This window comes from Nocardioides sp. (assembly GCF_036267815.1).
Lineage (GTDB): Bacteria > Actinomycetota > Actinomycetes > Propionibacteriales > Nocardioidaceae > Nocardioides.
In genome coordinates this window covers 1-18,926 of record NZ_DATAVI010000065.1, presented here as the reverse complement: position 1 = coordinate 18,926, position 18,926 = coordinate 1, and the positions used below count along the sequence as shown (strand labels likewise).

Genomic DNA, 18,926 nt, shown 5'->3' with positions numbered 1-18,926 from the left:
CGCTGCCGGCTCCAAGGTCGGTTCCGTGGCGTCCCACCCTCCCGCGGAGTACGGCCCGGAGTTCCTCTCCTGGCTGCGCGCGACGACGGAGCGGGCGTGGCGCGAGGTCGACGAGCCCTCCCTCGAGGACTGCCGCGAGAGCGGCTTCATCGGAGCCCATTGGCGGCGCGGGACGCGCTGGGCGGGCCCGCTCGGCGAGGACCCGGTCGTCGAGGCGGAGCGCCGGTTCGGGGCTCGCTTCCCGGCCCAGTGCCGACTCCTGCTGACGACCTTGCACACGACGACGCCGTGGATGCGGGGCGCCGACCATCGCAGCGGCGAGCTCGCGCTCCACGACTCGCCCGGCTTCTACGACTGGCTCGATGACGAGGACCCGATCCGCGCCGCCCTCGACCGTGTGGCGGACACCGCGGAGCTCGCCGAGGAGCTCGACGCCGCCTCCGGTCTCAACCGCCGGCGCAGCGGTGGGCCGTCCCCCCAGCTGCTTCCCGTCTACGGCCATCGGTACGTCGTCGGCGACGAGTCCGAGTGGGTGCTGTCGATCGTGGGCAGCGACGTGATCGGGTGACGGACTGTCCGTCCGCATCGACCGCAGGCAGGATGGACCCATGGCCGACCCGCGTGCAGGTACCCCCGCCCAGCCCTCGGACCTGGTGGACGTCGCGCACCTCGTGACGGCTTACTACACCCTCGAGCCCGACCCCGACGACCTCGACCAGCAGGTCGTGTTCGGCACCAGCGGCCACCGCGGCAGCAGCCTCGACGGCGCCTTCAACGAGGTGCACATCGCCGCCACCACCCAGGCGATCTGCGACTACCGCAAGGAGCACGGGTACGACGGCCCGCTCTTCCTCGGTCGCGACACCCACGGGCTCTCCGAGCCGGCCTGGGCCACGGCCGTCGAGGTGCTGGTCGCCAACGACGTCACGGTGCTGGTCGACTCGCGCGACGGGTACACCCCGACGCCCGCGGTCTCGCACGCGATCATCCGGGCCAACGCCGGACGGACGACGGGCAGCGGCCTCGCGGACGGCATCGTCGTCACCCCGAGCCACAACCCGCCCTACGACGGCGGCTTCAAGTACAACCCGCCGCACGGCGGCCCGGCCGACACCGACGCGACCTCGGTGGTCGCGGGGCGGGCCAACGAGCTGATCGCGGCCAACCTCGAGGGCGTCCAGCGAGTCGCGTTCGCCCGGGCCCGCGGCGAGTGCGCGGCGTACGACTTCCTGGGCACCTACGTCGACGACCTGCCGAACGTCGTCGACCTCGACGCGATCCGCCAAGCGGGCGTGCGGATCGGCGCCGATCCGCTCGGCGGAGCCAGCGTCGCGTACTGGGGCGAGATCGCCGACCGGCACGGGCTCGACCTCACCGTCGTCAATCCGCTGGTCGACCCGACCTGGCGCTTCATGACCCTCGACTGGGACGGCAAGATCCGGATGGACTGCTCCTCGCCCCACGCGATGGCCTCGCTCATCCACCGCAAGGACGAGTACCAGCTGGCCACCGGCAACGACGCCGACGCCGACCGGCACGGCGTCGTCACGCCGGACGCCGGTCTGATGAACCCCAACCACTATCTCGCGGTCGCGATCGGCTATCTCTTCGGCGGGCACCGGCCGGACTGGCCGTCCGGGGCACGGATCGGGAAGACCCTCGTCTCCTCCTCGATGATCGACCGGGTCGCGGCCGACGTCGGGCAGGAGATGGTGGAGGTGCCGGTCGGCTTCAAGTGGTTCGTGCCCGGGCTGATCGACGGCTCGTTCGGCTTCGGCGGCGAGGAGTCGGCCGGCGCGTCGTTCCTGCGTCGCGACGGGTCGACGTGGACCACCGACAAGGACGGCATCATCCTGGACCTGCTGGCCGCCGAGATCCTCGCCGTCACCGGCTCGACCCCGAGCCGGCTGTACGCCGAGCTGGTGACGCGCCACGGCGACCCGGCGTACGCCCGGGTCGACGCCCCGGCCGGCCGGGAGCAGAAGGCGAAGCTGGCGGCCCTCTCGGCGTCCGACGTGACGGCGACCTCGCTGGCCGGGGAGGAGATCACCGCCAAGCTGACCACGGCCCCGGGCAACGGCGCCCCGATCGGCGGTCTCAAGGTGGTCACCGAGAGTGCGTGGTTCGCTGCTCGGCCCAGCGGCACCGAGGACGTCTACAAGATCTACGCCGAGTCGTTCCGCGGCCCCGACCACCTCGCCGAGGTGCAGGACGCCGCCCGCGAGGTCGTCTCCGCTGCCCTGGGCGGCTGAGCGGCGGGGCCGCTTCTCAGCCCAGGGTGAGGGCGGCCAGGACGCCGAGGTCCTGGCCCTTGGCGCTGCCGGAGAGCGTCGCGTCGCCGGGCAACGGCGTGCCCACGACTCGCGCGAGGTGGATCGCGACCGGGCCGGCTGTCACGACCGTGACCGGTCCGTCGTCGCTGAGCGAGTCGACACTCCTCACCTCGGGTACGACGGCGTCCGCCGAGCCCGAGCCCCGGACCGGCAGGCGGGCGGGCAGCGCGACCAGCTCGCCGTCCCGCTCGATCACCACCTCCGCCTGGGTGCCGCCGGTCAGGATCGTGCTGGCGATCGCGGCCGCCCAGACCGGGTCGGCGCACCCGTCGTAGACCCAGCGTGGCCCGAGGACGGTGTGCTCCATCGTGCTGATCAGGTGCTCCCCGGCGCCGGCCAGCGGCGCGGCGCGATAGGTGAGGGGCACCTGGAGCAGCACGCCGTCGGGCGTCTGCCAGACGATGGTCTCGACGCCGACCTCACCCTCGGGGTCGTCGAAGCGGTAGCCCGAGAGCACCTTCACCTGGGTCGCGCCGCCGGCCCACGGCCGAGACGGCAGCCAGGCCTCGACCAGCTCCTGCTTGGACGGGACGATGTCGGCGGTGGCGTGCACAAGACCCATGCGCGCAGCCTAGGGACTCCCGCCCTCGGTCGGCGAGGGGTCGGGATCAGCGTGCCGGTGGACGACCTTCCAGGTCCCGTCCTCGCGGCGGTAGACCTGGGTCGTACGCAGGACGTAGTCGCTGACCTCGCCACGGACCGTGGTCCGGGTGTGCTCACGGTGCACCGTGTACGCGAGATCCCCACTCACGCCGTGCGCAATCAGGTCGATCTGCTCGTCGACGAAGTCGGAGAGTGACCGCTCCAGAGACCGGAAGACCTCGTGCGCCTGCTGGACGTTCGTCGCATTCAGCCAGGCGCCGTAGAGCGTGACCGGCGCGTTGGTCGACCAGGTCTCGAACCGCGGGCCGGCATCCCCGTCGTGCAGCGCCTCCTCGGCCAGGAGCCAGGTCGTGGCGAACCAGTCCAGGAACTCCCGCTCGTCGTCCATGCCCCGCGAGACTACGCCGTTCCCGACCCCACCACGCCTCGTCATACGCCGGTTCGCAGTGTTGAGCAGGGTGCGGTTCAGGGGTGGGGGCGAGGATCTCCTCGCTCCACGCTGCGTACTCACCGGTGACCAGGCCCAGCCCGACATAGAAGCCGTGCGGCGACCCGGCGCCCTGCTCGACGCTGGTCGGGCCACGGGTTCGCCTCCGGCAGCTCCGCTGCCTCCTTCGACGTGCGCGTGGAGCTGGTCGAGCGCATGGCCGGTGACCTCCCCCGGCTCGATCTCCATCTCGCGAGACCAGGGCTACCTCAGCTGGCAGTAGACGTCGACGTTCGCGGGCCTGGTCCACCGCATCCGCACCCGATGGTCGGCCCGGCACGAGTCGGGCACGCCGGCCGCGGAGAGGTAGCCCGGCGAGCTCGCGGTCACGGCGTAGGTGCCGGCGGGTCCCTGGAAGGACCAGCGGCCGCCACGGTGGACGGCGACGTACTCGTCGAGCCCGTCCCCCACGACGTGCACCGTCCCGGCATGGGGCGCCGGGTCGACGGCACTCGGCCCACCCACCCAGAGCAGGCGACCCGCCATGCTCGCCGACGCCGGCGGCGTGACCCGTTCGTACACGATGACCGTGCTGCCCTCCTTGACCGGCGTGCCCACCGCCGGGACCGTCCGCACCTGCGGCCCCGGATCCCAGGCCGGTTCCTGGACGCGGCTGACGCGGAGCCCGGCCGCCCGGAGGGCCGAGGCCTCCGCGTCGGCGGTCGATGCCCCCACCCCCTCGGCGGACGCGGCCAGGGGCACCGCCAGCCAGCCCGTCGAGAGCGTCGTACGGCTGGCCTCGACGCGCCGTTGCAGCGCGACCGCATGGGTCGAGTGGGAGCCCGGGGAGGCGTCGACCTGCACCTGGAAGGTGCCGTCCCGCTCCTCCAGGGCCACGACCTCGGTCGGCGGCAGACTTCCCTCGTTCGGGTAGCACCCGACCGTGACCCCGGCCTCCACGATCGTGACGTGGTCGTGCCCGTCGTTGCTCGAGCAGTACAGCCCCGGCCACATCGACCATCCGCGGGGAACGGCGACCACCGTCCGGCCGATGCCGGCCCACCGGGTTCCTGCCGGCGGAGGCGGTGGCGGTGGCCCGGGCTCCACCGACGGAGCGTTGTCGCGGTGTCCGCCGGAGATCAGGGCGGTGCCTACGCCGGCCACGACGACCACCACCACCACCGACGCGGCCACGACCCCGACCCGGCGGCGCCGCAGCCCGCGGCGGCCGTCGCGCAGCAGCGCGCCGAGCGGCGGGTCCGACGCAGGGATCCGGCTCGCGGTCCGCTCCAGGAGCTCGGTCATCCGGTCCTCGGTCATGGCGTGTCCTCGTTCATGGCGGTCCTTCCCGGAGGGCGGCGAGTCCCGGATGGGCGGCCAGTGCCGTCAGCGCTCGCGACAGGCGGCTCTTGACCGTGCCGGGAGCGACCCGGGCGACCTCGGCGATCTGGCGTTCCGAGAGCTGGAGGTAGAAGCGCAGAACGACGGCCTGGCGTTGCGCCGCGGGCAGGCTCGCCAGGGCGCGCGCCAGCGCATCCGCGTCGTCAAGCCGCGTCGCGGGGTCGGCCGTCGGGAGATCGGGCAGCTCGGTGGGGCGCTCACCCGACCAGCGCCGCCGGCGTGCGGTCCGCAGCAGGTTCAGCTGGATCCGGGCGACGTAGGCATGACGATCCGCCGCCCGCTCCACGTGCGGCCACTTGACGTAGCAGCGGAGCAGCGTCAGCTGAGCGAGGTCCTCGGCGGCGGCGGGGTCGCAGCCGAGGAGGACGCCCGCCCGCACCAGCACGCGCCACCGCGCGGCGGCGTACTCGCTGAAGGCGGCATCACGGTCCATGGCACTGGGATTGACGACCTGAGTGTGCTCTGCGGTTCCCTTCAGACGGGTTGCCGTCCACGGGTGGGTGTGCGCACCTTCCTGGTCGAGGGTGTGTCCGGCACCGGTCAGGCGCGATCCTCCGGGGCGCGGGAGTACTCCGCCGGACCGAAGACGACGAGGACCGCGAGGTCCTCGACGATGTCGACGAAGCGGTGCTCCTCACCTGCCGGGACGAAGGCGACATCGCCGGGGCCCAGCTGGGCAGAAGCGCTCGGCGTCCAGAGCGTCGCCCGGCCGCGGGTGACGACGTAGATCTCGTCCTCGGTGTGCGGTGACTGCGTATCCGTGCCGCCGGCGGGCAGCGAGTAGGTGCCGCAGCTGAGGTCGGGCACCTCGAGGTGCTCCTGCCAGTGGCTGCTCGTGGTCGCGACGTGGGTGCCTGCCCCCGCGAGGATCTCCATGACAGGACATCGTAGGGAGCCGGGCGGATGGGTTGAATGACCATTCAGACAATGACAGGGTGCTGCCATGTCGCTCGACTTCACCGCCATCAACCCCGCCGCGGCCAAGGCCGGCGAGACCTCCTCCCCCGGCGACCTGCCCAGCCGCGCGCAGTACGTCGTCGTGGGCGGTGGCGTCATCGGGACGTCGATCGCCTACCACCTCGCCCTGCACGGTGCTTCCGATGTGGTGCTTCTGGAGCGCAAGCAGCTCACGTCCGGGACGACCTGGCACGCGGCCGGCGAGGTGGTGTCCGGCGGCACGACCGAGGACGCCCTCTGGATGGCGCGCTACTCCGCGGAGCTCTACGCCAAGCTCGAGGCGGAGACCGGTCTCTCGACGGGCTTCCGGACGTGTGGCTACCTCCAGCTGGCCACCACCGAACGCCGGGACGAGGCCTACCGCCGCGAGACGGCGTACATGCGCTCGGTCGGCATGACCAAGGAGGTGCTGTCTCCCGGCGAGGTCGCGGAGATGGTGCCGATGATGCGCACCGACGACGTCATCCACGGCTTCTGGACGCCGGACGAGGGGCGCGCCAACCCGGTCGACGTGACCATGTCGCTGGCCAAGGGGGCGCGGCAGCGAGGCGTCCGGATCTTCGAGGAGACCGAGGTCACCGGCTTCGTGCTCGACGGCACGCGGGTCACCGGCGTCCGCACCGAGCGCGGCGACATCGACTGCGAGAAGGTCGTGCTCGCCGCGGGCCTGTGGGGGCGCGAGCTGGCGGCCAAGGCGGGCGTCACCGTGCCGCTCCAGGCAGCCGAGCACTACTACCTCCTGACCGAGCCGATCGCCGGCATCACCGCCGAGTCGGTGCCGGTGATCGAGGAGCCGGAGGCCTACGGCTACTACCGCGAGGAGGGCGGCGGCCTCCTGGTCGGGATGTTCGAGCCGGTCGGCAAGGCCTGGTCGCTGGACGGTACGCCGCGCGAGAGCGCGTTCGCCGTGCTCCCGCCCGACTGGGACCGGCTCGCGCCGTTCCTGGAGGTCGCGATGCGACGCTTCCCCGCTCTGGAGGACGCCGGCATCCGCACGCTCTTCTGCGGACCGGAGAGCTTCACCGACGATCTCTCTCCGATGTTGGGCGAGTCGCCGGAGGTCGACGGCCTCTACCTCGCCTGCGGTCTGAACTCCGTCGGCATCCTGTCCGGCGGGGGCCTGGGGAACGTGATGGCGCAGTGGCTCATCGAGGAGCACCCCCCGATCGACCTGACGTCCGTCGGCGTCGACCGGGCGCACGAGTTCCAGGCGACGCGGCTCTTCCGCCAGGAGCGGACCGTGGAGCGACTCGGCTTCCTGCTCAACAACCTGTCGTGGCCCAATGCGCAGAACATGCACGGGCGGGGCGTCCGCCGCTCGCCGTACCACCCCCAACACGTCGCGGACGGTGCGCACTTCGCGACCACGAGCGGCTGGGAGTACCCGGCGTACTTCGCCGGCCCGGGTGTCACCCCGACCGTCGAGTGGGGCTACGCCAGGGGTGAGGCCTTCGAGAGGACCGGCGAGGAGCACCGGCACGCTCGCGAGAGCTTCGCGATCTTCGACATGTCCCTGATGTCGCACCACCTCGTGCGAGGCCCGCACGCGACGACCGTGCTCAACCGCGTGTGCGCCAACGACATCGACACCGCGGTCGGCCGGATCGTCTACACCCAGTGGCTCGACGACCGCGGCGGCATCATCGCCGACGTCACCGTGACCCGCCTGGCCGACGACCAGTACGTCGTGGTCGGCGGCGACAACATCCACCGCCGGATCTCCGCGTGGCTCCGGCGGCAGACCCGGGACGGTGAGTTCGTCACGGTCACCGACGTGACCAGCGGCCAGTCGCTGCTCTCGGTGCAGGGCCCGAGGTCGCGCGAGCTGCTCCAGCGGCTCAGCCCCGACGACTGGTCCAACGACGCCTTCCCCTACCTCACCGCCCAGAAGGTCGAGCTCGGGTACACCCCGCTCTGGGCGCTGCGCGTGACGTACGTCGGCGAGCTGGGCTGGGACCTCCTGGTGCCCACCGAGTTCGGCTCCACCCTCTACGACCAGCTCCGCGAGGCCGGCGCCGACCTCGGCTTCCGCCCCACCGGCGTCGACGCCCTGAGCACGATGCGCCTGGAGAAGGCCTACCGCGACATGGGCCACGACATCGACTCCACCGACACCCCGCTCGAGGCCGGTCTCGGCTTCGCCGTCTCCTGGGACAAGCCCGGCGGCTTCGTCGGCCGCGACGCGCTGCTGAAGCAGAAGGAGGCCGGTCCCCCGGCCAAGCGACTGGTCAACGTGCTCCTCGGCTCACCGGACCACGACCTGATCGGCGACGAGCCGGTATACTGGGACGACAAGCCGCTCGGCCTGGTGCGCGCCGGAGGCTTCGGCCACTCCCTCGGCGCCTCCTGCGGCATCGCCGAGCTGCGCCGCGACGATCCGATCACCCCCGCCGACATCGCCGCCGGCACCTTCGAGATCGACGTCGCCGGCACCCGCGTCCCGGCGACGGTCTCGCTCAAGCCGCTCTTCGACCCCCAGCGCACCCGCATCCTCTGCTGAGGCCGTCGGCTATCCCCCATCGGCAACTCGCTTACGAGGCCGCCTCTGCGGCAGCTGACGGGCGCGGCTCGGATTTGCGGAACGACCTCCAAGCTGCTGCACATTGGGCGATCCTCGGCATATGCGAACTCGGGAGAACGTCGCTGGGGCCTCCGCCCAGCACAAGTACGAGGAACTCACTCGGTCGTGGCGCAAGCGGTACCGGACGCTCTTCGCCAGCGTGGCGCTGATCTGCGCTGCCCTTGTGTGTGGCACCTTCTTCGCCGCTCAGCATTGGAAGTCCCAGGGTTGGCTCCTCGGATTGCTGGCTGGGGCAGCCCTTACCTTCTGGGCGATATTCAGGATCAGTCCTCCTCCTCGGATTGAGAACTGGCAGAGCGGCGCTTGGGGCGAAAGAGACACGGCTCGTGCGCTCAAGCCTCTCGAACGCGAAGGATGGATCGTCCTTCACGACCTGTCCGCCCGTGTCGGCAACATCGACCACGTCGTCGTCGGACCCACGGGCGTGTACTTGCTCGACTCGAAACGGCTCGGCGGCTCGGTCACGGTCGACGACACCGGGATGACCGTCCGTAGCATCGACGATCCCGACCTTGCCTATCACCACACCGGCACCGGACATGTGCTGAGCCTGGCTCGCCAGACACACGATCAGATCCTGGACACCAGTCGCATCAACACCTGGGTCACTCCAGTGATGGTCCTGTGGTCACCGTTTCCGCAGCGCGTCGTCGAACAGCGATGCGCCTACGTGCACGGCGATGACCTAGTGGGATGGCTCCGCGCCCGCCCCCAGACAATCGCCTCGGCAAGAGTCCAGCAGGTCGCCGAAGCTGCCCGCCGTGCTTGGACCAGCGGAGACCGCCGACCTCGCCCGAGCCTTGCTCCAGAACCGCTGGTCGCAGGGCTGAAGGACGGAACTCGGGTTGCCGGTCGCGGTGTGGTCAGTGGTGCCAGGGCTTGGTTCCAGCCTCGATCCGCTCGTCGGTGATCGACGCGTCATCGAGCTCTCGTGAGGCGATGTCCATGACGAGCGTGTAGGCCTCGTCGTTGGTGAGCGTGAGGCGGCGCCCGTTGAGTCCGAGGAACGTGATCGTGGCCGCTAGAGCGAGGCGCTTGTTGCCGCCGACCAGGGCGTGGTTGCGCGCCAGCGAGTGGAGGAGCGCGGCGGCCTTTCGACCGAGACTCGAATAGGCATCCGCTCCGAAGGCCATCGCCTGCGGACGAGCCAGTGCTGATTCCAACAGGCCGTGGTCCCGGACCGAGACGTCAGGTCTCCTCGTCCGTCAGCCGCAGCGTCCTCGCCAGAGCCTGATGGTCTCACTTGTGACACCCTCGACACTCCCGCCAGGTAGAGGGTGCCCAGGGCGAGCACGCTCCGGCTGCTGAGAAGCGGCCTCGGCGGTGGAGGTGTGGCCGCATGGGGCCGTCCGCCACTGCGCACGCTGGACGCCCACGGCGCGAAGGCTCTCGGGTCGCGAAGTCGAGCAGTGGCTCTCCCGCCGCGCGCTCGAGGAGGGCACCGAGAAGCACGTCGCCGGCAGTGCAGTAGCTGAACGACCGGCCGTACGGCGACTCCTCGGGTTTGGCGACCCAGGAGCGGAAGCCGCGGACCGGCAGGTCGAGCGCGAACCGCACCAATCCTCGCGTGGATACATGCGCTCCTCGTTCCCGGCCGAGAACGGGTTCGAGTCGTCGCACTCCAGACAGGATCTCATCGTGAGGAGGTCCTCGATCGTCATCTGCTCCGTTGGCGCGGCGCGCCTCCAACTCGAACTCGGGAAAGTGGGGCAGCACGAGATCGTCGACAGAGCGCAGGAGGCCGCGGTCGATGTCGATCCCGGTCAGCATGCTTGCGACTGACTTGGTGGCGGGTGTTGCACAGGGCCCTCGGCTCCTCATCGAGATAGCGCTCGTACACCACCTGGTCCGAGCGCCCGACCATGACGCTGGCGATGTCGCCGTACGTGCCTGCACCCAGTCCCGCGTCCAGCGCCTCGAGGCCCTTCACGGCAGCATCGTAGGGCTGGCTCCGAGGCTCCGAGGTCGCCAGTGCGCATCCTCGCCGGACCGGTCTCACCGCTCGTCACGCCGCGACGGAAGCTTCCGCCGCGGCGGCAGGCGGCTAGTCACGACGTGGCCGTGGCTGAGGGGTCTGCCAGTACCCAGGACGTCTCGGTCAACAAACGCCGCACAGCGCTAGGACAAGGGCCACGCCGGCTGATCCAACTTGTCCTCAGTAACCCGGTCGCCAGGCGGCGGTATGACCGTGGGTGCTGACGCGGTATGACTGCACCCAAGATCGCCTGACCGGCGGCGTGCGTTCAAGGGCAGTGACGGTGAGTCCTGGCGGCCCCTCTCGGGGTCACGGATTGCTCGCCGGTGAGGCCGTCGATCGACTCCCCGATTGAGTCTGGCGTGGCCGTGTCTGGGCAGGGCTCCTCGATCATGCGGACCAGGGGCCACCGAAGATTGAAGGGTTTCCCTGTTTGGGGGCTCACGTGTACGGACTCCTGGTCGCGCCCGTGGCGCATGCGCGTGTCATCGACCACCGAGTCCGCACGGCGGGCGGCATGGTTGTCAGCCAGTTGACGTGGGTGCGACGCCTTGGTCGCGGCGGGGGAGGCGGATGGTGATGTCGAGCCCGCCGGTGGGGATCGCGGTCGCGTCGATGGTGCCGCCGTGGACCGAGGTGATCGATGAGACGAGGGTGAGGCCGAGCCCGAAGCCGTCGTGGCGGGTGCGGTCGTCGAGCCTGGTGAACGGGTGGAACAGGCGCTCGACCATGTCGGCGGGGATGACGGGTCCGGTGTTGACGATGCGCAGGGCGGCGGCTCCGTCGTGGGTGCTGGTGGAGAGTGTGACGGTGCCGCCTGCGGAGTTGTAGCGATCCGCGTTGTCGAGAAGGTTGGTCACGAGCCGTTCGAGCAGCACACTGTCACCGGTCACTGGGGCTTCGCCGAGCGTGGTGATGGTGGTGATGTCTTGGGCGGCGCGTCCCTCGAGTGCGTCTTCAACGACGGCGGCCAGATCGAGTGGGTCGGTGAGGACTCGTGCTTGGTCGTTGCGTGCGAGTACGAGGAGCGCTTCGATGAGCAGTTGGGCATGGTCGACGGCTTGGCGGACTTCGGAGCTCATCGCGATCAGCTCCTCGCGTGTCGGTTCCTGCTTGGCGAGCACGACATCGAGCGCGGTGCGCATCACGGTGAGCGGTGTGCGCAGCTCATGGCTGGCGTTGGCTATGAACTGCTGTTGGCTGGTGAACGCGCCCTCGAGCCGCTCGAGCATGGTGTCGAAGGTGTCGGCGAGCTCCCGCAGCTCGTCGCGGGGGCCCTGGAGTGCGATCCGCTGGGAGAGGTTGTGTTCACTGGCCGCGCGGGCGGCTGCGGTGAGCCGGTGCACCGGGCGCAGGATGCGGCCGGCGACGATCCAGCCCGCGATGGCCGCGAGCAGCGTGACGCCGGCGAGGCCGAGCAGCGAGTAGGTCAGCAGGTGGGTGAGGGTGGTGCCGCGTTGGGCGGCCGCTCCGGCCTTGACGCCGCTGGTGAACAGCTTCGCGCACTCTCCTTTGGGGTCGGGGTCGCCTCGGGCCTGTGCCGCTTCGGTGCACGACTGCATCGACTCCTGATTCAACGATGGGGTCCCGACGCTGGTGACCTCCTGCAGGCTGTGCGCCACGAGGAGGTAGGTGGTCAGCACCAGTGCTGCCCCGCCGACCGCGAACAGCGAGGTGTACACGAGGGTCAGCCGTGCTCGGGCGCTGAGGTGGGTGATCACAGCCGGTAGCCGACGCCGACGACGGTCTCGATCAGCGGTGGGTCGCCGAGCTTCCGACGCAGCCGGCCGACGGTGACCGCGACGGTGTTGCTGAATGGGTCGGCGTGCTCGTCCCAGACATGCTCGAGCAGCTCCTCGGCGCTCACCGTCGCGCCGTCGGCGCCCGCCAGGAACTCCAGCACACCGAACTCCTTGCGGGTCAAGGTCAGCGGGAGCCCCGCGCGACTGGCCCGGTGCCGCGCACGGTCGACCATTAGATCGCCGAGTTGGACCACGGCGGGCGACTCGGATCCGCGCCGGGCCAGAGCGCGGATGCGCGCGACGAGCTCGCTGAACGCGAACGGCTTGGTGAGATAGTCATCCGCGCCGAGCTCCAGGCCGTCGACGCGGTCCTCCACGTGGGCGGCCGCGGTGAGCATCAGGATGCGGACCGCCGAGCCGCCGCGCACCAGCCGACGGCAGACCTGGTCGCCGTGGACACGAGGGAGGTCGCGGTCGAGTACGACCACGTCGTACTCGGTGCTCGTCGTGTTCTGTAGCGCAGCCCCGCCGTCGTAGACCACGTCGACGGCGAAGCCGGCGTCCCGCAGACCCTCACCGATTCGGTTGGCCAGCGCGACGTGATCCTCCACGACCAACACTCGCACCTGCACATTGTGCGCCGGCCCGGATGACATCCGCCTAACAGCCGCTGTTCGGCTCCTGTCATGGGCTCCGCACTAGACCTGTCCTCGATGCAGGTCGTGTTCAGCAGGTCGGAGGAATGATGCGGAATCGTCGGGGCGTCCTACGTCGGCCGTGGTGGGCACGGCTGCGGCCTACTCCGGTCGCGGCTGCGCTCGTCGTGGTGGGATTGCTGGTCGCCGCATGTTCCGGGGGATCGCCGAGCGCGGGTGGGTCGACGAGCTCCCCGTCGTACGTCGCCTACTCGGCCTGCATGCGCGCGCACAACATCCCGAGTTTCCCTGATCCCGACCCGGCTCATCCTGACGCGGTCGTCGGCAAGGAGTCAGCAGGGCAGCTCGGGGTCAGCACGTCTACATACGAGTCAGCCCGGCGGGCCTGCGTCCATCTGCTCCCGCTGGCCGGCGGCGACACAGCCGAGCAGCAACAAGAGCTGCAGTGCGCGGAGGACGGCACATGCTCCCAGGCCGTGGTGCAGACGTGGATGAGCGGCCTGCGGACCCTTGCCGGCTGCTTGCGCTCCCACGGCGAGCCGAACTGGCCGGACCCGGTGACCACCTCGCTGGGGGGGCATCCGCCGGCGCCCCACTTCCTCTACGAGCAAGCCGGTATCGACCATCACTCGAACAAGGTTCTGAACGAGGTTCAGGAATGCGTCCGGCTGACCGGGTACGAAGGACTTCCACTGCCATGAACCGTCGTGCGGCGTCGATGAACACGCGCCGGCCCGTCCCGGTCGCCGTGGCTCTGGTGGTTGGCTCGGTGCTGCTTCTGGCGGCCTGCGATGGCAGCCGGCCCTCCGGGTCCCTTGGTCCCTCACCTTCGGGAGGTTCCACGGGCCCCGGCTCGGCCGTCGCGTACTCGGGCTGCATGCGTGCCCACGGGGTGCCGAGCTATCCCGACCCGGACAGCAACGGTCAGCTCCCCAAGACCAGCGCGCAGCAACTGGGTGTCAGCACCGCTGCTCTCCAAACCGCTCAACAGTCGTGCCAACACCTGCTCCCCAGTGCCGGCGGCTCGTTTCAGCAGCAGTTCCAGCAGTGTGTGCTGGCCGGCGACTGTCCCCAGACTCTGGTACAGCAGGCGCTGACCCGGCAAAGAGAATTCGCTGCGTGCATGCGCTCCCACGGTGTGCCGAACTTCCCCGACCCCAGGATCGGTGCCGACGGCGCCCCCTACTTCCCCGCCAGTGGAGCCGGCCTCACCCACGCGGACACGCACTCGTCGCAGTTCACCTCGAAGGCCACCGAGTGCGAGCACGTGGTCGGTGCCTCGGTGCCGGTCCTGATGGGATGAGGAGCCCGAGGAACACCGACGCCACCCGGCCGGGCGCCCGCAGCCATGTTCTGCGAGTGGCCGCGGCCATCGCCGCAACCGTGCTGGTTCTGGCTGGTTGCGGTCCCGGCCCGGCCTCGACCGACGCCGGGGGCACGTCGGCAACGGGATCGATGTCGCCGTCGGCGATCGCCTTCTCGGCCTGCATGCGTGGCCACGGGGTGCCGAGCTACCCCGACCCGGACATCAAGGGAATGCCCGGCCGGGCCGACCCGCGCCAGCTCGGGGTCAGCCCAGCGCTGTTCCAGGTGGCGGAGCGGACCTGCCGACCGCTCCTACCCACTGACGGTTCGCTGCAACAACAGACCCAGCGGTGCGTGCTGTTTGGCGAATGTCCGCAGGCGCTGGTCCAGCAGCTGTTGGCCATCGAGCGCCAATGGGCCCAATGCCTCCGCGCCCACGGGGTGCCGAACTGGCCCGATCCGGTCATCAGCGCCAAGGGTGGCCGTCCCGTGTTCGATCTGAGCGGTGCCGGCATGGACCCACGATCCGCCAACACGCCGCAGGCCCTCGCCGAGGAAGCCGCCTGCAGGCAACTCGTCGGCAGCTCGGTGCCGAACCTGCCCACCACGTGAGAGGTCTCCGTGAACAACGTTGACACAGCACGTCGGATGCGTGGACCCGGTATCTCCGGGTCCGCTCTCCTCGCCGTGGCAGTCCTGGTCCTGACGGGCTGCGGGGGCAGCCCATCGTCCACCGGATCCGGCGACTCACCGGAGGCGGGAGGCTCCGCTGGCCATACGTCAGCTGTCGCCTACTCGGCCTGCGTGCGCACCCGCGGGGTGCCGGACTACCCCGACCCCGACAGGACCGGCCAGCTCCCCAAAGCTGACGCACGCAGCCTCGGGGTCAGCAGTTCCCAGCTTCGGGTGGCCGAGCAAGCCTGCCAGCATCTGCTCCCCAACGCTGGCGTCGCGATCAACGCCGACTCGGTCCAACAATGCATGGAGGCAGCCAACTGCCCCCAGGCGCTGGTCCACCAGGTGCTGGACGAGGAGCGGAGCTTCGCCAGGTGCATGCGCTCGCAAGGGGTGCCGAACTGGCCCGATCCGAGCGTCGATCCCCAGGGGCGTCCGGTCTTCGGGATCAGCATCAGCAAGCTCGGCTTTGACCCGTATTCGCCGCAGGTCTGGGCCAAGGGCAACGCGTGCTCGCACCTGATGCCCGGACTGCCCGGGCTGCCGGCGGCGGTCTCGCCGTGACACGCATCGGCACACGAGCTGAGGTGAGGGCGGCTGAAGGCGAGCCGGGAACGTCGAGCGGCCGCGCAACCAGGAGCCGAACGACCGTGAAGGAGACGCGATGACTGACGGGACGTCGCCGGCGAGCAGTCGGGCGACCAGGCGGGGTGTGGGGTTCGACGACGCCGGGACATCACGAGGCCGGCGCCGCGTGGTGCTCCTGGTCGCGGTGTTCGTGTTGATCGCGGCCGGCGTCGTGGCGGCGGCGGTCAGTGGCGTGTTCGCGGGCGGCGGGGGCGCCAACCGCTCGAGCGGCAACGGGTCGGCGACCGCGCTGGCGTCCGTGACGCGTCAGTCGTTGTCGACCCGAACCCAGTTCAACGCCACGCTGGGGTATGCGGGCTCCTACACGGTGCTGGGCCAGGTGCCTGGAACGGCGACGTGGCTGCCGAAGATCGGAACGGTGATCGGCAACGGGCAGGTGCTGTTCCGGGTCGACCAGGCGCCGGTGGTGCTGCTGTACGGCTCGACCCCCGCCTACCGCACGCTCGCCGAGGGCGCCACAGCCGCGGACGTGACCGGAGCAGACGTGGCGCAGCTCAACCACGACCTGGTCGCCCTGGGATACGTCGATACTGATGATGTGGGCCCGGCATGGGACGAGTTCAACTGGGCCACCCGGACCGGAGTCGAGAAGCTGCAGGACCACCTCGGCGTGAACCAGACCGGCAGACTCGGGCTGGGTGAGGTGGTGTTCCTGCCCACGGCAGCGCGAGTGACCACGCTGCAGGCCGAACTCGGGGGTCCTGCGACCGGTCCGGTACTGACCGCGAGCTCCACGGTGCGGACGGTGAGCCTCGCGCTCGAGGCGGACCTGAAAGCGGAAGTCAAGGCCGGTGACCAGGTCACGATCACCCTGCCCGATGGCAGCAGCACGCCGGGTCGAGTCGCCTCGGTGGGCACCGTCGCCACCGTCGCGGCGGAGACCGGGAGTGGTGGCGGCGGCTCCGAAAGCGGGCCGACGGTGCCGGTGAAGATCAGGCTCCTCCATCCGCACGCCGCAGGCAGCCTGGACCAGGCGCTGGTGGAGGTGGCGATCACCGACCGAACGGTGTCAAACGTGCTGGCGGTCGACGTGACCGCGCTGCTCGCGCGCTCGAGCGGCGGGTACGCCGTGGAGGTGATCACCGGCGACGGCACCCACCACCTGGTCTCGGTCACCCCAGGTGTCTTCGACGACACGGCGGGCCTGGTCCAGGTCTCCGGCTCCGGGCTGGCGGCCGGCCAGCGCGTCGTGGTGCCCGGCAATGACTAGCCGGGACACCAGCGCCCAAGAACCGGTCGGCCTCGACGGCCCCGACCCGGTCGGGACCGACGGGCCGCCGGTCGTGCTGCAGCTCGACGGGGTGACCAAGAGCTACCCCAGCGCGCCGCCGGTGACCGCGCTGCGCGAGGTCAGTCTGACCGTGGCCGCTGGAGAACTGGTGGCGGTGGTGGGGCCGTCGGGGTCGGGGAAGACCACGTTGCTACACGTGATGGGCAGCCTGGACCGGCCCAGCACGGGCACCGTGCGGATCGTCGGGTTGGGCCTGGCGGGCCTCTCGGACCGCCAGCTGTCTGCCCTGCGCGCGGGCCGGGTCGGGTTTGTGTTCCAACAGTTCTTCCTCGCCGAGCACGCCAGCGTGCTCGACAACGTCGCCGACGGGCTGCTCTACGCCGGCGTACCCATCCGTTTGCGCCGACAACGCGCCGCGCAGGCGCTCGCGGCGGTCGGCCTGCCGGACCGGTTGCAGTCCCGGCCCACCCAGCTCTCGGGCGGGCAACGGCAGCGGGTCGCGATCGCCCGCGCCCTGGTGGGCTCCCCGGCGATCGTGCTGGCCGACGAGCCCACCGGCAACCTCGACCAGGCCACCGGACAAGCACTCCTAGACCTGCTCGAGGAGCTGAACGCCGCCGGCACCACCATCGTGGTGGTCACCCACGACGAGCATGTCGCCGCGCGGATGCCGCGCCAGGTCGAGATGCTCGACGGGCGCATCGTCACCGACACCGCGGCCCCCACGATCAGGGCAGGAGCACGCCCATGACCACCCCCGACCTGCTCACCCCGCCGCGGATCCGAGCCGCCGACCTGGCCAGGCTGTCCGCCGTGGGCATGCGCACCCGCAAGCTGCGCGCCGGGCTGTCCGCGCTCGGGATCGCGATCGGAGTGGCCGCGATCGTCGCCGTGCTCGGCCTCTCCTCGTCCTCGCAGGCCGGACTACTCGCCGAGATCGACCAGCTGGGCACCAACCTGCTCACCGTCGCGAACGGACAGACCCCGACCGGCGACACCGCCGAGCTCCCGGCCGCCGCACCCGGCATGATCGCCCGCATCGGACGGGTCACCGCCGTGGACGACACCGGCGCCCTCAACAACATCACCGCCTTCCGCAGCCCGCTGATCCCCACCATCAACACCAACGCCCTGTCCGTGCAGGCCACCAGCCTGACCCTGCCCGCCACCCTCGGCATCACGATGGCCCAAGGCCGCTACCTGAACACCGCCACCGCCCGAGAGCCGGTCGCTGTACTCGGCGCCGCCGCCGCCAGCCGGATGGGCATCGACGACCTCTGGTCCGGCGAACGGATCTGGCTCGTCGGGCCCGGCGGTGGACAGTGGTTCTACCTGGCCGGCATCCTGAATCCGGCTGTGCTCGCTCCCGAGATCGACTCCGCCGTGCTCATCGGCTACCCCGCCGCACAGAGGTACCTCGGCTTCGACGGCAACCCCTCCCAGATCTACCTGCGCACCGAGACCGACCAGGTCAACGCCGTCCACGACCTGCTCGCCGCCACCGCCAACCCCGAAAACCCCAACGAAGTCACCGTCGCCCAACCCTCCGACACCCTTGTCGCCCGCGCTGAAGCCAAGGGCGCCCTGAACAGCCTCTTCCTCGGCCTCGGGGCGGTCTCGCTGCTCGTCGGCGCCATCGGCGTCGGCAACGTCATGCTCATCGGCGTCCTCGAACGCCGCTCCGAAATCGGGCTCCGCCGCGCCCTAGGCGCCACCAGGGGACACATCCGAATCCAGTTCCTCACCGAAGCCATGCTGCTGGCCCTGCTGGGCGGCGCCGCCGGTGTCGGACTGGGCGTGGCGGCGACCGCTATCTATGCCCACACCCAGCACTGGGCCACCGTCATCCCGCCACTGGCCTGGGTCGGTGGCCTGGCCTCCGCGCTCCTCATCGGCGCCCTCGCCGGACTCGTGCCCGCCATCCGCGCCGCCCACATGTCACCCACCCAAGCCCTCTGGAGCATGTGAGAGGCGGTCACCTATGGCGATGGTCTGGTCAGCCGGGTCCGAGCGCTCGCTCCCGCTGGGGTCACTGCGGTCATGGACTTGCGCAGGGCGGACACCGCGCAGGCGGCACGCGAACTTGGCGTGCCTGACGAGCGATTCACCACCATTGCCTCCCAGATCGACGGGATCACGCCGGCGAACGGCGCCAACGCTTCCCCAGGCGCCATCGAGGAGATCGCTGGCCTGGTTGCGGCGGGTCAGCTCGGGGTGGCGATCGCGGCAAGCTTTCCCGTCGAGCAGATCCGCGCTGCGGTCGAACTTCAGGCGGGCGGCACGTGCACGGGTGGGTCGTCATCGACCTCCAGGAAGAGCGGGAAGCAAGACGCTCTCCTCTTTGGTGGTTCGTCCTGCGTTCCACGAGGGCCGGTCTCTGGCCAGACTCGGT

Annotated in this window: 19 protein-coding genes and 2 pseudogenes; 13 read left to right on the top strand and 8 right to left on the bottom strand. The window is 70.5% G+C overall.

The annotated features are described in order from the left end of the window. Nucleotides 1–25 precede the first annotated feature (25 nt). Together VHW64_RS14720 and pgm are read left to right on the top strand one after the other, a co-directional pair. Entirely contained in the window at nucleotides 26–568 is a 543-nt protein-coding gene (locus VHW64_RS14720; RefSeq protein ID WP_329651322.1) for a hypothetical protein, read from the top strand. Between the two features lie 40 nt (nucleotides 569–608). Next, entirely contained in the window at nucleotides 609–2,252 is a 1,644-nt protein-coding gene (gene pgm / locus VHW64_RS14715; RefSeq protein ID WP_329651321.1) for a phosphoglucomutase (alpha-D-glucose-1,6-bisphosphate-dependent), read from the top strand. A 16-nt stretch (nucleotides 2,253–2,268) separates the two neighbouring features. Here the strand turns inward: pgm and VHW64_RS14710 are convergent, their stop codons facing one another. The 5 genes from VHW64_RS14710 to VHW64_RS14690 form a co-directional block, all read right to left on the bottom strand. Next, nucleotides 2,269–2,895, bottom strand: coding sequence for a CG0192-related protein (locus VHW64_RS14710; RefSeq protein ID WP_329651320.1), 627 nt, complete (start codon nucleotides 2,893–2,895; stop codon nucleotides 2,269–2,271). Nucleotides 2,896–2,904: 9 nt separating this feature from the next. Next, nucleotides 2,905–3,324 carry a nuclear transport factor 2 family protein gene (locus VHW64_RS14705; RefSeq protein WP_329651319.1) on the bottom strand — a complete coding sequence of 140 codons (420 nt, stop codon included), beginning with the start codon at nucleotides 3,322–3,324 and terminating at the stop codon, nucleotides 2,905–2,907. 303 nt (nucleotides 3,325–3,627) lie between these two features. Then, nucleotides 3,628–4,683 carry a PASTA domain-containing protein gene (locus VHW64_RS14700; RefSeq protein ID WP_329651318.1) on the bottom strand — a complete coding sequence of 352 codons (1,056 nt, stop codon included), beginning with the start codon at nucleotides 4,681–4,683 and terminating at the stop codon, nucleotides 3,628–3,630. Nucleotides 4,684–4,696: 13 nt separating this feature from the next. Continuing rightward, nucleotides 4,697–5,197 carry a sigma-70 family RNA polymerase sigma factor gene (locus VHW64_RS14695; RefSeq protein WP_329651317.1) on the bottom strand — a complete coding sequence of 167 codons (501 nt, stop codon included), beginning with the start codon at nucleotides 5,195–5,197 and terminating at the stop codon, nucleotides 4,697–4,699. A 107-nt stretch (nucleotides 5,198–5,304) separates the two neighbouring features. Then, entirely contained in the window at nucleotides 5,305–5,640 is a 336-nt protein-coding gene (locus tag VHW64_RS14690; protein ID WP_329651316.1) for a cupin domain-containing protein, read from the bottom strand. Nucleotides 5,641–5,707: 67 nt separating this feature from the next. On the opposite strand from VHW64_RS14690, the gene VHW64_RS14685 reads away from it, so the two are divergent. Both VHW64_RS14685 and VHW64_RS14680 read left to right on the top strand, forming a co-directional pair. Then, on the top strand, nucleotides 5,708–8,221 hold the full coding sequence (locus tag VHW64_RS14685; RefSeq protein ID WP_329651315.1) for an FAD-dependent oxidoreductase: 2,514 nt from the start codon (nucleotides 5,708–5,710) through the stop codon (nucleotides 8,219–8,221). Nucleotides 8,222–8,441: 220 nt separating this feature from the next. Further along, the gene (locus tag VHW64_RS14680; protein WP_329651314.1) at nucleotides 8,442–9,212 is read left to right on the top strand and encodes a nuclease-related domain-containing protein; all 771 of its coding nucleotides are present in this window, start codon (nucleotides 8,442–8,444) and stop codon (nucleotides 9,210–9,212) included. On the opposite strand, the pseudogene VHW64_RS14675 reads toward VHW64_RS14680, so the two are convergent. Next, nucleotides 9,166–9,471: pseudogene (locus VHW64_RS14675) on the bottom strand (type II toxin-antitoxin system death-on-curing family toxin); the annotation flags it as partial. The gene VHW64_RS14680 and the pseudogene VHW64_RS14675 sit on opposite strands and share 47 nt — an antisense overlap. A gap of 406 nt (nucleotides 9,472–9,877) precedes the next feature. Here VHW64_RS14675 and VHW64_RS14670 point away from each other — a divergent pair. Beyond that, nucleotides 9,878–10,084, top strand: coding sequence for a hypothetical protein (locus VHW64_RS14670; RefSeq protein ID WP_329651313.1), 207 nt, complete (start codon nucleotides 9,878–9,880; stop codon nucleotides 10,082–10,084). 717 nt (nucleotides 10,085–10,801) lie between these two features. Here the strand turns inward: VHW64_RS14670 and VHW64_RS14665 are convergent. Together VHW64_RS14665 and VHW64_RS14660 are read right to left on the bottom strand one after the other, a co-directional pair. Continuing rightward, nucleotides 10,802–11,959, bottom strand: coding sequence for a sensor histidine kinase (locus VHW64_RS14665; RefSeq protein ID WP_329651312.1), 1,158 nt, complete (start codon nucleotides 11,957–11,959; stop codon nucleotides 10,802–10,804). A gap of 35 nt (nucleotides 11,960–11,994) precedes the next feature. Beyond that, complete coding sequence (locus VHW64_RS14660; RefSeq protein ID WP_329651311.1) at nucleotides 11,995–12,645, bottom strand: response regulator transcription factor; 651 nt, start codon at nucleotides 12,643–12,645, stop codon at nucleotides 11,995–11,997. 290 nt (nucleotides 12,646–12,935) lie between these two features. On the opposite strand from VHW64_RS14660, the gene VHW64_RS14655 reads away from it, so the two are divergent. From VHW64_RS14655 to VHW64_RS14620, 8 genes and pseudogenes are all read left to right on the top strand, one after another. Further along, entirely contained in the window at nucleotides 12,936–13,376 is a 441-nt protein-coding gene (locus tag VHW64_RS14655) for a hypothetical protein (RefSeq protein WP_329651310.1), read from the top strand. 422 nt (nucleotides 13,377–13,798) lie between these two features. Beyond that, a complete protein-coding gene (locus VHW64_RS14650) occupies nucleotides 13,799–13,978 on the top strand; it encodes a hypothetical protein (protein ID WP_329651309.1) in 180 nt (59 codons plus the stop codon). 56 nt (nucleotides 13,979–14,034) lie between these two features. Next, nucleotides 14,035–14,592, top strand: coding sequence for a hypothetical protein (locus tag VHW64_RS14645; protein ID WP_329651308.1), 558 nt, complete (start codon nucleotides 14,035–14,037; stop codon nucleotides 14,590–14,592). Between the two features lie 192 nt (nucleotides 14,593–14,784). Beyond that, nucleotides 14,785–15,219: a hypothetical protein gene (locus tag VHW64_RS14640; protein WP_329651307.1), complete on the top strand. Its 435-nt coding sequence runs from the start codon at nucleotides 14,785–14,787 to the stop codon at nucleotides 15,217–15,219. Between the two features lie 100 nt (nucleotides 15,220–15,319). After that, nucleotides 15,320–16,513, top strand: coding sequence for a hypothetical protein (locus VHW64_RS14635; protein WP_329651306.1), 1,194 nt, complete (start codon nucleotides 15,320–15,322; stop codon nucleotides 16,511–16,513). Further along, the gene (locus VHW64_RS14630) at nucleotides 16,506–17,285 is read left to right on the top strand and encodes an ABC transporter ATP-binding protein (protein WP_329651305.1); all 780 of its coding nucleotides are present in this window, start codon (nucleotides 16,506–16,508) and stop codon (nucleotides 17,283–17,285) included. The genes VHW64_RS14635 and VHW64_RS14630 overlap by 8 nt, the downstream gene beginning before the upstream one ends. Further along, nucleotides 17,282–18,502, top strand: coding sequence for an ABC transporter permease (locus VHW64_RS14625; protein ID WP_329651304.1), 1,221 nt, complete (start codon nucleotides 17,282–17,284; stop codon nucleotides 18,500–18,502). The genes VHW64_RS14630 and VHW64_RS14625 overlap by 4 nt, the downstream gene beginning before the upstream one ends. Before the next feature lie 72 nt (nucleotides 18,503–18,574). Continuing rightward, nucleotides 18,575–18,926: pseudogene (locus VHW64_RS14620) on the top strand (hypothetical protein); the annotation flags it as partial.